We start from the raw sequence: 14533 nt of genomic DNA, 5'->3' as shown, positions 1-14533 counted from the left end.
GCCGGGCGGGCGACGCCGGTGGTCAGGAATATTCGGGAGTCTTCGTGCGGTAACGCCAGGCGAGCTCGTTGTCGAGGACGAACGTCGACAGGGTGGCGTCGGGTGGAAGGGTGCTTCCGGCGAAGGCCTCGAGGCAGTCGAGCAGCGCGTCCGCGGCGCGGGCGGTCGGCTCGGCGACCACGGCAGCCAGCAGCGAGTCGAAGCCGGCCGGCTTGTCGGCGAGGGCGGCGACCTGCCCGGCGAGATATTTGGGGCCGGAGAAGAACACGTGGTTGCGGGCCAGGAGCGCGCGTCCGGCCGCCGCGGCGAAGTGGACGGATGCGGAACGCAGCAGCATCGGCTCCCCACTGGCGAGAGCGCCCTTCAGGAAGTAGTCGCCGTGCAGCCGGGCCTGGGCGATGAAGGAGGCGACGCGGCCGTCCCAGGTGTCGTCGGACACCGTGCTGATGCGCTCGATCCGCTCGGCGAGATCGTCGACGCGGCTGAAAGCGATGCGTGAGATCGCGAACGAGTCGCGCACCGGATCGTCTCCCCGGTCGGCAGCGTCGTCGAGGTAGGAGAGGGTCGCGAGCTTGATGTCGAAGTAGCCGCCGTCGTAGCCGATCCCCTCGTGCTCCACGAACATGAGTCGCCGCTGCGCGTAGGCCGCGTCCCAGCGGTCCTCGGTGACGACGAGGTAGAGGTCGACATCCGAATCGGGGCGCTCGGTGCCGCGCGCGACCGAACCGGTCACGACGACGGCGAGCACGTCCGGGTCCGCGGAGACGCGCTCGACGTAGCGCTCGACGGCGAGGTCGTGGTGCTTCACTGCGCCTGCTCCACGAGATCCTCACCCGACTCGTCGTCGGGCACGTCGTTCCAGAGTGTCGCCGCGTCGAATCGGGATGAGCTGCTGGCCCGCACGACGAGTTCGGGCTGGTACACGATCTGCTGGGTCTCCCTGCCGGGGTCGTCCGCCTCCGCGAGAAGGATGCGCACGGCCGTCTCGCCGATGAGCCGGCTCGGCTGCCGGATGGACGTGAGCGGCACCACCGAGGCGCCGGCGAACTGGATGTCGTCGTACCCGACGAGGGCGATCTCATCGGGGATGGCGATGCCGCCCTGCATGAACAGTCCCTGCAGCAGGCCGATGGCGAGCAGGTCGTTCGCGGCGAAGATCGCATCGGGACGGTCGGACCGGGGGCGCCGGGCGATCGCGCGCCCAGCGGCGAGGCCCTCCTGCACGGTGAGTGCGTCGAGCGAGACGACTTCGAGGGTGACGTCGGGATGCGGTGCGACCGCCTGCCGGGCGCCGCGGAGGCGATCGCTGACCTGGCGGATCTGCTGGGGCCCGCCGACGAAAGCGATGCGACGGCGGCCCGATTCGATCAGGTGCGTGGTCGCGAGAGAGCCGCCGGCGACGTCGTCCACGGATACGGAGCTGAAGGACAGGTCGGTGCTGGGCCGGTCGACCAGGACGGCCGGGATGCCGCGGTCGCGCATCCGCCGCAGCCGCGCCTCGACGCTGCCGACCGGCGTGATGAGAACGCCGCGCACGCGGAGTTCTTCGAAGAGGTTGAGGTAGCCGGCCTCGCGTTCCTTCTTGCGGTCGCTGGTGCCGGCGATCACCGAGAAGCCGGCCAGCGCGGCCGAGTCCTCCGCAGCCGCGGTCACTTCGGTGAAGAACGGGTTGCTGCCACTCAGAGCGATCAGGCCGACGGCGTGGCTCTGGCCGACGCGCAGCTGGCGCGCCGCCTCGTTACGCACGTAGGAGAGCTTCTCCATGGCGGCCATGACCCGTTCGACGGTCTCGGGCGCGACGATCTCGGGCCGGTTGAGCACGTTCGACACGGTGCCGATCGAGACGCGCGCCAGTGCGGCGACATCTTTGACGCTTGACGAGACCATGGTGTCCTCTCCGCCTCACATACTAGACACGAAGGCGATTGAATCGATATTAATTTCTTGAAAGTATGTTGCGACTCACTGCAATTGCGCGAGCGCCCAGTTGTAACGACTACCGCCGTGTCCGCGCTCGCCGCCAGACTCACAGCGGGCCCATCGGCACCATGCATCAGCCATCCGGCGCTCGCATAGTTCCTCGGAAAATCAAGGAAGTCCGGTCTGTGCGGCCAGCGATCGGCGCCGGATCGGAATCGCGTTACCGAAATGCACCCGCCCTGTTGCTGAATCGTTACAATCGGTTCTTGACGGCTTACCGCGCCGCGTCTATGTTCGAGTGAAGCGTTTCAATGCCGACCCGGATTCCCCCCGGAAGCAGCGGCGCCTATACAAGGAGGTATTCATGTTCTCTCGGAAGACGACGGTTCGCGCCGCCGCCATTCTTGCTGGGGCGGCCTTGGCGGGCCTCAGCCTCGTCGGGTGTTCCACCAGCAGCTCGGGCGGGCCGCAGACGATCCGTCTGATGGCCGGCGGCAACGACCCGGTGGCGACGAAGTTCGCCAACTCCATCGCGAGCGAGTTCCACAAGGCGAACCCCTCGATCACTGTCAAGGTCGACACCCGCCCGGGCGGCACCGACGGCGACAACCTGATCAAGACCAAGCTGTCCACTGGAACCATGGACGACGTGTTCCTGTACAACTCGGGATCGCTGTTCCAGGCGCTCCACCCGGACAGCCAGCTCCAGCCGCTCACCGACGAGGCCTGGGTCAAGGACATCACCCCCGAGTTCAAGGCCGCGGTCAGCACGTCGAAGGGCACCTACGGCGCACCGTGGGGCACCACCTTCGACGGCGGCATCATGTACAACAAGAAGGTCTACGAGAAGCTCGGACTGACCGTTCCCAAGACGTGGGACGAGTTCATCAGCAACAGCGAGAAGATCAAGGCCGCGGGCATCGCCCCGGTGCTCGTCTCCTACGGTGACACCTGGACGAGCCAGCTGTTCGTGCTCGCCGACTTCGCCAACGTGAGCGCGCAGGACTCGAACTGGGCCGACCAGTACACGGCCAACAAGCGCAAGTACGTGAACCCGCCGGCGCTGGCAGGATTCACGCACACGCAGGAGATCTTCGCCAAGAAGCTCATGAACAAGGACTTCGCGTCGCTGACCAACGTCAACGCCCTGAAGGAGCTCGCCACGGGAGCAGGCGCACAGTACCCGATGATCACCACGGTTATCGGAAACGTCGTGCAGTCCAACCCGACCCAGGTCAACGACATCGGCTACTTCGCAGTCCCGACCGATGGCGGCGACCCGCACGCGACCATCTGGGAGCCGGGTGGCGCCTACGTCCCGAAGACGACCACCGGTGACAAGCTGACCGCCGCCAAGAAGCTGGTCGCGTTCCTCAACTCGCCCGCAGGCTGCGACGCGCAGAACGCCACCGGTGTTCCGGCGGGTCCGTTCGCGATCAGCAGCTGCAAGCTCCCGACCGACGCCCCGGGCCTGGTAGCTGACGAGCAGAAGTACCAGGACGACAAGAAGACGGGCCTCGCGCTCGAATTCATCTCGCCGATCAAGGGCCCGAACCTGGAGAAGATCCTGATCCAGGTCGGCTCCGGAATCACCGACGCCAAGGCCGGCGCAGCGTTGTACGACAACGACGTGAAGGCCCAGGCGCAGCAGCTCGGACTCAAGGGCTGGTAAACCAACCGACGACGCGCCTTCGGGCGTAGCGTCACCAATGCGGGGCCGACGGCCACCGGTCGCCGGCCCCGCATCACGCAACACAGCACCGAACTCGACGAGGAGCTAACCAATGTCGACTGCTACACCCGCGACCGCGATACAAGCGGGCGACATCGTGACCGAAGGGCGCGCGCCGGTCAAGAAGGCGCGACGAGGGGTCAAGTCGTTCTACCCGACGTGGTTCTTCATACCGGCACTCGTGCTCTACGCGGTCTTCTTCGCACTGCCGACCTTCTCGTCGTTCTACTTCTCCCTCACCCGCTGGTCGCTCTTCGACTCGACCTTCATCGGGTTCGACAACTACGTCCAGTTCTTCAGCGACCCGCAGCTCTACACCAGCTTCATCCACACCCTGATCTACGCGGTGATCACGTCGGGTGCGAAGGTGATCCTCGGGTTCGGCCTCGCTCTGCTGCTCACGGCGCCGATCATCGGCCGCGGCTACCTCCGAGCGGTTGTGTTCTTCCCCGTGCTGCTCTCGACGATCGGTGTCGGGATCATGTGGAAGGCACTCCTCGACCCGTTCCACGGCATGGTCAACGCGGTGCTGGGCTTCTTCGGACTGCCGCAGCCCGGCTGGCTGACCGACCCGAACCTGGCGCTCTACAGCATCGCGGGAATCGACATCTGGAAGGGCGTCGGAATCGCGACGCTGATCTTCATGGCCGGCATCGTCGCCATCCCGCACGAGTACTTCGAAGCGGCGAGGATCGACGGAGCCGGCAGCTGGAAGATCCTGCGCCAGATCACGATTCCGTTGACCCGCGGTGCGACCGCGACGGTCATCATCCTCTCCCTGATCGGAGGCCTCCGGTCCTTCGACATCATCTGGGTCACCACCGGTGGCGGCCCCGGCTTCACCAGCGACGTGCTCGCCTCCGTGATCTACAAGCAGTATCAGGCCGGCTTCTTCGGCCTCTCGACCGCTGGCAACGTCGTCCTGTTCCTCCTTGTCACGGCGATCATGGTCCCGCTCTCGTACTTCCTCAACAGAAAGCAGGTGGAACTGTGACCCGCGAACGCCGCCGCTCCTGGATCGTCGGCATCATTGCGATCCTCGTCTCCTTCGTCGTCTTTCTCGTGCCGTTCGCCTTCGTGCTCCTCCAGGCGGCGAAGACGCCGTCCGAGGCGTCGGACCTCGCGTTCTCCTGGCCCAAGACGTTCCAGTTCTTCCAGAACTTCATCGACACGCTGAACTCCAACGACGGAGTGATCTGGCGGGCGATCATCAACAGCGCCATCCTCACTATCGGCTCGGTCGTGCTGATGGTCGCGATCGGTGCGATGGCGGGCTACGTCCTCGCCCGCAAGCGCAGCAAATGGGGCCCGGTCGTCAACTTCTTCGTTCTCGCCGGCCTGATCGTGCCACCCGCGGTGGTGCCGACCATCTGGGTGCTGCAGGGCCTGAAGCTCTTCGGCACGATGCCGGGCATGGTCCTCATCGAGACGACGTTCGGACTCTCCTTCACGATCCTGCTGTTCCGCGCGTTCGTCGGGGGCATTCCCCGTGAACTCGACGAGGCGGCGGTGCTCGACGGCGCCGGACCGATCCGGCTGTTCGCCCGCGTGGTGCTGCCGCTCCTGCGGCCGGTGATCGTCACCGTGGTCGTCGTGCAGGCCGTCTTCGTGTTCAACGACTTCGCCGGCCCGCTCTACTTCCTGCCCAACTCCGACCAGGTCACGGTGCAGCTTGCGCTGTACACGTTCCAGGGCCAGAACCTCAGCTTCTACAACCTGCTCTTCATGGCCATCTTCATCATCACGATCCCGCCGCTCATCGCCTACATCTTCTTCAACCGGCAGATCGTCGGCGGCATCACCAGCGGCGCAGTCAAGGGCTGACCGCGCATCCGCCACGACCTCTGAACGGGTGACCGCGCTCGCCGCAGCCACCAGACCGAGTACGACCGAAACACACTGGAGACACATCAATGAACTGGCAAGCCCGCATGATCGCCGCCGACAACGACTTCAACGGGGCTCCGCTGCTGCGCGGCGAGTTCGCCCTCGAGACCGGTCACGGCGCCGTGAAGAGCGCGACCCTCAGCCTCAGCGCGCAGGGCGTCGTCGAGGCCTGGCTGAACGGCAGTCCGGTCTCGGATGACCTGCTGACCCCCGGCTGGAGCAGCTACGAGTGGCGTCTCCGCTACGCCACCTACGACGTGACGGGTCTGCTCGGCTCGACGAGTGTGCTCGGTCTCGCGCTCGGCAACGGCTGGTTCCGCGGACGTCTCGGTTGGACCGGCCGTGGCAAGTTCTACGGTGAGGAGCTCGGCGCCTTCGCGCAGCTCGAGATCACCTTCGAGGACGGCACGACCCAGATCGTCGTCACCGACGACAGCTGGACCGCGGGCCCGAGCGCCGTACTCGCGAACGACCTGTACGACGGCGAGACGATCGACGCGCGCCTGCGTGACGACTCGTGGCTGCGTCCCGGGTTCGCATCCGACGCCTGGACCGGCGTGCACGCGCTCGACTTCGACACCGAAACGCTGGCCCCGTATGTCGGCCCGCGCGTCGCGCGCTGGAACGAGCTGGCTGTGCAGTCGATCACGACGTCGCCGAGCGGCAAAACACTGATCGACTTCGGCCAGAACCTCGTCGGCTGGGTGCGCATCTCGGTGACAGGCCCCGAAGGCAGCGAGATCTCGATCAAGCACGCCGAGGTCCTGGAGCACGGCGAGCTGGGCACGCGCCCGCTGCGCACGGCGCTCGCGACCGACCGCTACATCCTGAGCGGAGGCGACGACGTCTTCGAGCCCACGTTCACCTTCCACGGGTTCCGTTACGCGGAGGTCACCGGATGGCCGGACGAGCTGGAGCCCGAAGACCTCACGGCCGTCGCGATCGGCTCGGAGCTCGAGCGGATCGGAACGTTCCGCACCTCCGACCCGCTGCTGAACCAGTTCCACGAGAACGTGGTCTGGGGGATGCGCGGCAACTTCGTCGACGTCCCGACCGACTGCCCCCAGCGCGACGAGCGCCTCGGCTGGACCGGCGACATCGCCGCCTTCGCGCCGACCGCTGCCTTCCTCTTCAACGTGGACGCGTTCCTCGGCGACTGGCTGCGCGACCTCGACCTCGAGCAGCAGCACCACGACGGGATCGTCGGCTTCGTGATCCCCGACGTGCTCAAGTACGCCGACCGCGACCGCCCGTCCGAGTTCGGGCCGGTCGACTCGACCGCGATCTGGAGCGACGCCGCCGTCTGGGTGCCGTGGACGCTGTACCAGGCCTACGGCGACCAGGATGTGCTCGGCCAGCAGTTCGGCTCGATGGCCGCCCACGTGCGCCGCGTGAAGTCGCTGCTCTCGCCCGCCGGCGTCTGGGACGGCAACTTCCAGTTCGGCGACTGGCTCGACCCGGACGCTCCGCCGGAGAACCCGGCCGCGGCGAAGGCCGACAAGGGCGTCGTCGCCACGGCGTGTGCGTACCACTCGGCGCGCATCGTCGCCGAGACTGCGAAGGTCCTCGGCCGCGCGGCCGAGCAGGCCGAGTTCGAGCAGCTCGCCGCCGACCTGCGCGCCGCGTTCAACCGCGAGTACGTGACCGACGGCATCGTGAAGAGCGACTGCACCACGGTCTACGCGCTGGCGATCGTGTTCGGCCTGCTCGATACCGCGGATGAGGTCGTCGCCGGCGACCGCCTCGCGGAGCTCTCGGCCGCAGCCGGCTACCGCATCTCCACCGGATTCGCCGGCACGCCGTTCATCACGGACGCTCTGACGCAGACCGGCCACCTGGACGACGCCTACAAGCTGCTCCTCGAGAAGGAGTGCCCGTCGTGGCTGTACCCGGTGACGATGGGTGCGACCACGATCTGGGAGCGCTGGGACTCGATGCTCCCCGACGGCACGATCAACCCCGGTGAGATGACCTCGTTCAACCACTACGCCCTGGGAGCTGTGGCGGACTGGATGCATCGGGTCGTCGGCGGGATCGCCCCGCTCGCGCCCGGCTACTCCCAGGTTCTGATCGCTCCCCAGCCGGGTGGCGGCCTCACCGAGGCGGAGACGACACTCGAGGTTCCCCAGGGTCGCATCGCGGTCTCGTGGACCGTCTCCGGCGACGAGTTCACCGTCGAAGCAGACCTCCCGGCCGGCGTGACCGGCGTGCTGCGCCTGCCCGGCCAGGACGACCGCGCGCTCGAGGCCGGGCATGTGTCGGCTACGGCATCCCTGCCCGCTCCTGTGGGAGCAGACCGCTAGCCCCGCGAGCCCGACGCTCACGTTCGCACGCAACCGAAGAAATGAATGACTGACATGACTGACCTGACCGATATCTCATCCGCCCTCGCTGCACAGGCGATCGAGCTCCCGTCGTGGGCGTTCGGCAACTCGGGTACCCGGTTCAAGGTCTTCGGGTCGCCGGGCACGCCGCGGGATCCGTTCGAGAAGATCTCGGATGCGGCGCAGGTGCACAAGTACACCGGGCTCGCTCCGACGGTCGCCCTGCACATCCCGTGGGATCTCGTGGATTCGTTCGCCGACCTGCGTAAGCATGCCGAGGACAACGGTGTGGGATTGGGCACGATCAACTCGAACACGTTCCAGGACGACGACTACAAGCTCGGTTCGGTGACGCACAGTGACCGGAAGATCCGGCAGAAGGCGATCGATCATCATTTCGCGTGCATCGATGTGATGAACGAGACGGGGTCGCGGGACCTGAAGATCTGGCTCGCGGACGGAACGAACTATCCGGGCCAGGACGACATCCGGGCCCGCCAGGATCGCCTCGCCGATTCGCTGCAGAAGATCTACGCGCGGATCGGCGAGGGCCAGCGGCTGGTGCTCGAGTACAAGTTCTTCGAGCCGGCGTTCTACCACACCGATGTTCCGGACTGGGGGACCAGCTACGCACACGTGGCTGCCCTCGGCGAGAAGGCGTTCGTCTGCCTCGACACCGGTCACCACGCGCCTGGCACGAACATCGAGTTCATCGTCGCCCAGCTGCTGCGCCTCGGAAAGCTCGGCTCGTTCGACTTCAACTCCCGGTTCTACGCCGACGACGACCTGATCGTCGGGGCGGCGGACCCGTTCCAGCTCTTCCGGATCCTCTCCGAGGTGATCCGCGGGGGTGGGCTGAACAACCCGGATGTGGCGTTCATGCTCGACCAGTGCCACAACATCGAGAAGAAGATCCCGGGCCAGATCCGCAGTGTGCTGAACGTGCAGGAGATGACCGCGCGGGCACTGCTCGTCGACCGGAACGCGCTCGCCGCGGCCCAGGAAGCCGGGGATGTGCTCGGCGCGAACGGCATCGTGATGGACGCGTTCTACACGGATGTGCGCCCCGCGCTCGCCGAATGGCGCGAGTCGCGCGGTCTCGACGGCGACCCGATGACCGCGTATGCGCTCAGCGGCTACCAGGAGACGATCGAAGCCGACCGTATCGGCGGCACCCAGGCCGGATGGGGTGCGTGACGATGACTTCGATGAACCCGACCGCGGCCGAGCTGATCGCCCGCTCGAACCGGCTGGGCGCCGATCCGCGCAACACGAACTACGCCGGCGGCAACACGTCAGCCAAGGGGACCGAGACCGACCCGGTCACCGGGGAGCCGGTCGAGCTGCTCTGGGTGAAGGGTTCCGGCGGCGACCTCGGCACCCTGACCGAGGCGGGCCTGGCGGTGCTGAGGCTCGACCGGCTCCGCGCGCTGGTCGACGTCTACCCGGGTGTCGACCGTGAGGACGAGATGGTCGCCGCGTTCGACTACACCTTGCACGGCAAGGGTGGTGCGGCCCCGTCGATCGACACGGCCATGCACGGCCTGGTCGATGCGGCGCACGTCGACCACTTGCACCCGGACTCGGGCATCGCGATCGCGACCGCCGCCGACGGCGAGGAGCTGACCGGCAAGGCGTTCGGCGACCGCGTCGTCTGGGTGCCCTGGCGTCGGCCCGGCTTCCAGCTGGGTCTGGACATCGCCGCGATCAGACGGGACAACCCGGAGGCGATCGGGGCGATCCTCGGCGGCCACGGCATCACCGCGTGGGGCGACACCTCCGACGAGGCCGAAGCCAACTCGCTGTGGATCATCGAGACGGCCGCCGCTTACATCGAGGCGAACGGACGCGAGAACCCGTTCGGCGGGGCGATCGACGGCTACGAACCGCTGGAGCCTGCCGAGCGCCGTGCGAAGGCGGCAGCTCTGGCGCCGCACCTGCGGGCGATCGCGTCGACCGACCGCGCCCAGGTCGGGCACTTCACGGATGACCAGGTCGTCCTCGACTTCCTGGCCGGGTCCGAGCATCCGCGGCTCGCCGCTCTCGGCACCAGCTGCCCCGACCACTTCCTGCGCACCAAGGTCAAGCCGCTGGTGCTCGACCTGCCGGCCGACGCCTCCATCGAGGACTCGGTCGCGCGGCTCGAGGAACTGCACGAGGCCTACCGGGCCGACTACACCGCCTATTACGAGCGCGGTGCGGTGGATGCGCGCGCCCGCGGCGACGAACCGCCCGCGATCCGCGGCGCGGACCCGGCGATCATCCTGATCCCCGGCGTCGGCATGTTCTCCTACGGCGCGAACAAGCAGACGGCCCGGGTGGCCGGCGAGTTCTACATCAACGCGATCAACGTGATGCGCGGCGCCGAGGCGCTGTCGACGTATGCGCCCATCGACGAGGCGGAGAAGTTCCGGATCGAGTACTGGGCACTCGAAGAGGCCAAGCTGCAGCGGATGCCGAAGCCCAAGGCATTGCAGGGCCGGGTGGCGCTGGTGACGGGAGCCGCATCCGGAATCGGCAAGGCGATCGCGACCCGGCTCGCGGCCGAGGGTGCGTGCGTCGTCATCGCGGACCTCGACCTGGAGAAGGCGCAGGCCGCCGCGGCTGAGATCGGAAACGCTGACGTCGCGGTCGGCGTGGTCGCGAACGTCACCGACGAGTCCGCGGTGCAGCAGGCGGTGGATGCGGCACTCCTCGCGTTCGGCGGCCTCGACCTGGTCGTGAACAACGCCGGGCTGTCGCTGTCGAAGTCGCTGCTGGAGACCACCGTCGCCGACTGGGACCTGCAGCACAACGTGATGGCCAAGGGCTCGTTCCTCGTCTCGCGTGCCGCGGCGAAGGTACTGATCGACCAGAAGCTCGGCGGCGACATCGTCTACATCTCGTCGAAGAACTCCGTGTTCGCCGGCCCGAACAACATCGCGTACTCGGCGACCAAGGCCGACCAGGCCCACCAGGTGCGGTTGCTCGCAGCCGAGCTCGGCGAGTACGGTGTGCGCGTGAACGGGATCAACCCCGACGGTGTCGTGCGCGGCTCCGGGATCTTCGCCGGCGGCTGGGGCGCCAAGCGCGCCGCCGTCTACGGAGTGCCCGAAGAAGAGCTCGGCAAGTACTACGCCCAGCGCACCCTCCTCAAACGCGAGGTGCTGCCCGAACACGTGGCCAACGCCGTGTTCGTGCTCTGCTCCTCCGATCTCGACCACACCACCGGGCTGCACATCCCCGTCGACGCCGGGGTCGCCGCCGCCTTCCTCCGATGAACGCTCTTTCCGTCGAGAGTCGCCGCTGCCGCCGAGTGTCGCCGCTCTACCGGGTCGACCCGGCCGCAGCGGCGACTCTCGGTGAGAGGGGCACGCGATGAGCGCGGCAGCGGGCGCGGTCGCGGCGGTCGACCTGGGGGCGACCAGTGGGCGCGTCATCGTGGGGCGCGTGGGGGCCAACACGCTCGAACTGGATGAGGCCGCGCGCTTCCCGAACATCCCGGTGCGGCTGTGGGAAGGCGACCACTCCGCGCTGCACTGGAACGTCGTCGAGCTCCACCGCAACGTGACGGACGGGCTCGGCGTGGCGCTGCGCGCGGAGCCCGGACTCCTCAGCGTCGGGGTGGATGCCTGGGCCGTCGACTACGGACTCCTGCGCAACGGAGTGCTGCGCGGCATCCCCTACCACTACCGCGACGAGCGGGCCGGCGAGGGCACCGAGCTCGTCCACACCCGTGTCGGCCCGGCCGACCTGTATCGCGAGAACGGACTGCAGTACCTCCCGTTCAACTCGCTCTACCAGCTCGCCGTCGACAGTCGCGTCGGACGGCTCGACGGGGTCGACTCGCTGCTGCTCATCCCCGACCTCTTCACCTACTGGCTGAGCGGCGAGCGGGTCGCCGAGCGCACCAACGCATCCACGACCGGACTCCTGACCGCCGACGGCGCATGGAACACCGGACTGATCGACGCGCTCGGACTGCCGCGCGGACTGTTCCAGCCCGTCGTCGAGGCGGGCACCACCGTCGGGTCCCTCCTGCCGAGCCTCCGCGCCGAGTTGCAGGTGCGGGGGGCCGGTCCGAGCGTCACGGCCGTCGGATCGCACGACACCGCATCCGCCGTCGTCGCCGTTCCGATGCGCGCAGAAACGGCCGCGTACATCTCCTGCGGAACGTGGGGTCTCGTCGGCGTCGAGCTGGAGCATCCGGTGCTCACCGAAGCCGCGCGAGCCGCGAACTTCACCAACGAAGGCGGCGTGGACGGACGTGTGCGCTTCCTCCACAACGTCATGGGGCTGTGGCTGCTGAGCGAGTCGATCCGCACGTGGCTGGCGCAGGGACTCGACGTCGAGCTCGTCGACCTGCTGGAGCGCGCCGAGGCGTACGCGGGACCGGTGTCCGTGTTCGACGCCGACGACCCGCGGTTCCTCGCACCCGGAGACCTGCCCGCGCGCATCGCGGAGTGGTGCGCCGAGAACGGCGTCGCCGCCCCGCGCAACCCGGTGGAGTACGTGCGCAGCATCGTCGAAAGCCTCGCGGAGGCGTTCGGGGCGGCCGTCCGGAGCGCAGCCGAACTCTCGGGACGCACCATCGACACCGTACACATCGTCGGCGGCGGAGCGCGCAACCGCCTCCTCTGCCAGCTCACCGCCGACCGCACCGGCCTCCCTGTGCTGGCGGGACCGGTCGAAGCCACCGCCATCGGGAACGTGCTGGTGCAGGCGCGGGCGCAAGGACTCGTGAACGGCGACCTCGAAGCGCTGCGGGCCCTCGTCATCCGCGCCCACGAGCCTGTGCGGTACGAGCCGCGGCCCGTGCCGTCGCGCGTATCCCGCTAGCGGTTCGCGTCGCCCGCGAGTTGTCCGCGTCGCCCGCGAGTTGTCCGCGTCGCCCGCGAGTTGTCCGCGTCGCCCGCGAGTTTCCGCGATGCCCGCGAGTTGGCACTCGTTGCCGTTTTGATGCGGCTGCATCCCGCAACAAGTGCCAACTCGCGGGCGGTGACCGGGGCCCGTCAGGACCAGAAGCCGGTGAGCCGCTCTGCCAGGGTCAGGCCCTGGCCGTAGCCTCCGCGGGCGGACTGCAGGCGCGTCGACGGATCCAGCGCGTTGGCGTCGAACACGTCGCCTGCGCCCGCATCGGGGAAGACCGTCTCGACCCTGCTCGCGCCCGCGCGCAGCTCAGCGACCTGGCTCGCGAGGTCCATGCGCCACTCCAGCGGCATGCGCGTCCTGCCGCCGAACGGCGAGAACACGAGCACCCGCCCGTAACCGGCGGCCAGGTCCGCGTTCTCGCTCCGGCGGTAGCCACCGTTGATGTAGCGGCGATCGCCGATCGGGTACGGCGTCATCGCGGAGGTGCTGGCGGCGACGGCGTCCACCAGGTCGATGCCGCTGTCACGATCGAACGCGACGGGCTCGCCCGTGCGCGCATCGACAGCCGCGATGACCACGCGCTGGTGCGGCCACTGGTCGGTGGGGAGCCGGGATGCGACGATGTCGCGCCAGCGGGGTCCGCCGGAGCCGTTCGAAGCATCCCGCTCGAGCGCGGCGGCACCCATCCTGCGGCGCATGTCCGCCGCGTCCGCGGAGGACGCGATGATCCCGTCGGACCACTCCATGTAGTTCGGGCCCGACATCGGAGCCCGCCGCCGGTCGGTACCGGCCCCGCCGGCGGGCGGCTGAGGGACCTCGGCGAGGATGGAGGCGTACAGGTCGGCCGGTGAGGTCCCGCTGGTGACCTGGGCGGCCACGGTCGATCCGGAGGATGTGCCGATGATGAGGTCGGCGCCGGTCACGTCGACCCCGCTCTCGGCGAGCCCGGCGATGAGACCGAGCTCCCACGCGTTGCCTGCCGCACCGCCGCCGGCGAGGACCAGGGCGCGCTTGTCGGAATCGTTCGAGGGAAGAGAAGGAGAAGGAGGTGTTGTGTTCATGGGAGTCGCCTTTCGCGAATTGCCTGTGGCGGGGCTCCCGGTGGCGACTACCTCAGTCGCGCGATCGTTGAAAGCAGGGGAGCACCCGATGCGGATACTGCGTTCATGGGTCTCACCTCCTGCTCAGGAATAACGATCAGTAGGACGTTAGCACGTCCCGATCAGTCGAGATGGAAGTACTCGGTCAGCTGCTCCATGGTGCGGTCCGGCTCGACGTCGGCGGCGAAGAACTCGGCCATGCCTGCCTGCCAGCGGTCGTTCACGGGGCGCAGGGCCATCTGGGCCAGCGACCGCTCGAAGTCGTCCGTCTCGACGTAGCCGATGACCAGTGCGTTCGGCTTGTCGACGAAGAGCGAGTAGTTCGACCATCCGGTCTCGCGGAGCGCGTCGAGCATCTCGGGCCAGACGGTTTCATGGGCGGCCAGGTAATCGTCTACCCGGTCGGGCTTCAGGCGCATGGTGAAGCAGACGCGCCGGGCGGCGGGGTTCTCGGGGACTGTGGTCGGCACGGGGCTCCATCCTCGGTAACGAACGCGTTCAAATGAAACGTTCAAATTTTGGCTGACGTCAGAACTCTAAGGCGGTGCTGGGAGGTGGTCAAGGTGCGAAAGAGCGCCCCATCCGGTCGTCTGCGGTAACCGGCCTACGCGCGTGTGCCGGCGGCGGGGCCGGTCCGCATCCTGCCACGGTGCAAATTGAACGATTCACAGGTTCGTCGTGCGACAATCGATCAGCACCACGTACTCGATCTCGAGGAG

Annotated in this window: 11 protein-coding genes; 7 read left to right on the top strand and 4 right to left on the bottom strand. The window is 67.9% G+C overall.

The window, feature by feature from the left end:
* Positions 1–22 precede the first annotated feature (22 nt).
* Positions 23–808: a nucleotidyltransferase domain-containing protein gene (locus tag ACV7NN_RS10140; RefSeq protein WP_463349451.1), complete on the bottom strand. Its 786-nt coding sequence runs from the start codon at positions 806–808 to the stop codon at positions 23–25.
* Positions 805–1887, bottom strand: a complete 1083-nt coding sequence (locus ACV7NN_RS10135) for a LacI family DNA-binding transcriptional regulator (RefSeq protein ID WP_463349450.1) — start codon at positions 1885–1887, stop codon at positions 805–807. Before ACV7NN_RS10135 ends, ACV7NN_RS10140 begins: the two co-directional genes overlap by 4 nt.
* Positions 1888–2284: 397 nt before the next feature.
* Between ACV7NN_RS10135 and ACV7NN_RS10130 the strand changes: the two genes are divergently transcribed.
* The 7 genes from ACV7NN_RS10130 to ACV7NN_RS10100 all read left to right on the top strand — a co-directional run bounded on the left by ACV7NN_RS10130 (position 2285) and on the right by ACV7NN_RS10100 (position 12681).
* On the top strand, positions 2285–3592 hold the full coding sequence (locus ACV7NN_RS10130) for an ABC transporter substrate-binding protein (protein ID WP_463349449.1): 1308 nt from the start codon (positions 2285–2287) through the stop codon (positions 3590–3592).
* A 112-nt stretch (positions 3593–3704) separates the two neighbouring features.
* Positions 3705–4646, top strand: a complete 942-nt coding sequence (locus tag ACV7NN_RS10125) for a carbohydrate ABC transporter permease (protein ID WP_463349448.1) — start codon at positions 3705–3707, stop codon at positions 4644–4646.
* A complete protein-coding gene (locus tag ACV7NN_RS10120; protein WP_463349447.1) occupies positions 4643–5476 on the top strand; it encodes a carbohydrate ABC transporter permease in 834 nt (277 codons plus the stop codon). Before ACV7NN_RS10125 ends, ACV7NN_RS10120 begins: the two co-directional genes overlap by 4 nt.
* A gap of 89 nt (positions 5477–5565) precedes the next feature.
* Positions 5566–7842, top strand: coding sequence for an alpha-L-rhamnosidase (locus tag ACV7NN_RS10115; protein WP_463349446.1), 2277 nt, complete (start codon positions 5566–5568; stop codon positions 7840–7842).
* 54 nt (positions 7843–7896) lie between these two features.
* Positions 7897–9060: an L-rhamnose isomerase gene (gene rhaI, locus ACV7NN_RS10110; RefSeq protein ID WP_463349445.1), complete on the top strand. Its 1164-nt coding sequence runs from the start codon at positions 7897–7899 to the stop codon at positions 9058–9060.
* Positions 9061–9071: 11 nt separating this feature from the next.
* Entirely contained in the window at positions 9072–11123 is a 2052-nt protein-coding gene (locus tag ACV7NN_RS10105) for a bifunctional aldolase/short-chain dehydrogenase (RefSeq protein WP_463349444.1), read from the top strand.
* 97 nt (positions 11124–11220) lie between these two features.
* Complete coding sequence (locus ACV7NN_RS10100) at positions 11221–12681, top strand: rhamnulokinase (RefSeq protein ID WP_463349443.1); 1461 nt, start codon at positions 11221–11223, stop codon at positions 12679–12681.
* Positions 12682–12854: 173 nt separating this feature from the next.
* On the opposite strand, the gene ACV7NN_RS10095 is transcribed toward ACV7NN_RS10100, so the two are convergent.
* Both ACV7NN_RS10095 and ACV7NN_RS10090 read right to left on the bottom strand, forming a co-directional pair.
* Positions 12855–13775: a patatin-like phospholipase family protein gene (locus ACV7NN_RS10095; RefSeq protein ID WP_463349442.1), complete on the bottom strand. Its 921-nt coding sequence runs from the start codon at positions 13773–13775 to the stop codon at positions 12855–12857.
* Between the two features lie 161 nt (positions 13776–13936).
* Positions 13937–14284, bottom strand: coding sequence for an L-rhamnose mutarotase (locus ACV7NN_RS10090; protein ID WP_463349441.1), 348 nt, complete (start codon positions 14282–14284; stop codon positions 13937–13939).
* Positions 14285–14533: the final 249 nt, after the last annotated feature.

It is taken from the genome of Leifsonia sp. Ger2509 (assembly GCF_055231915.1).
This window is presented reverse-complemented; position numbering and strand designations above follow the sequence as displayed.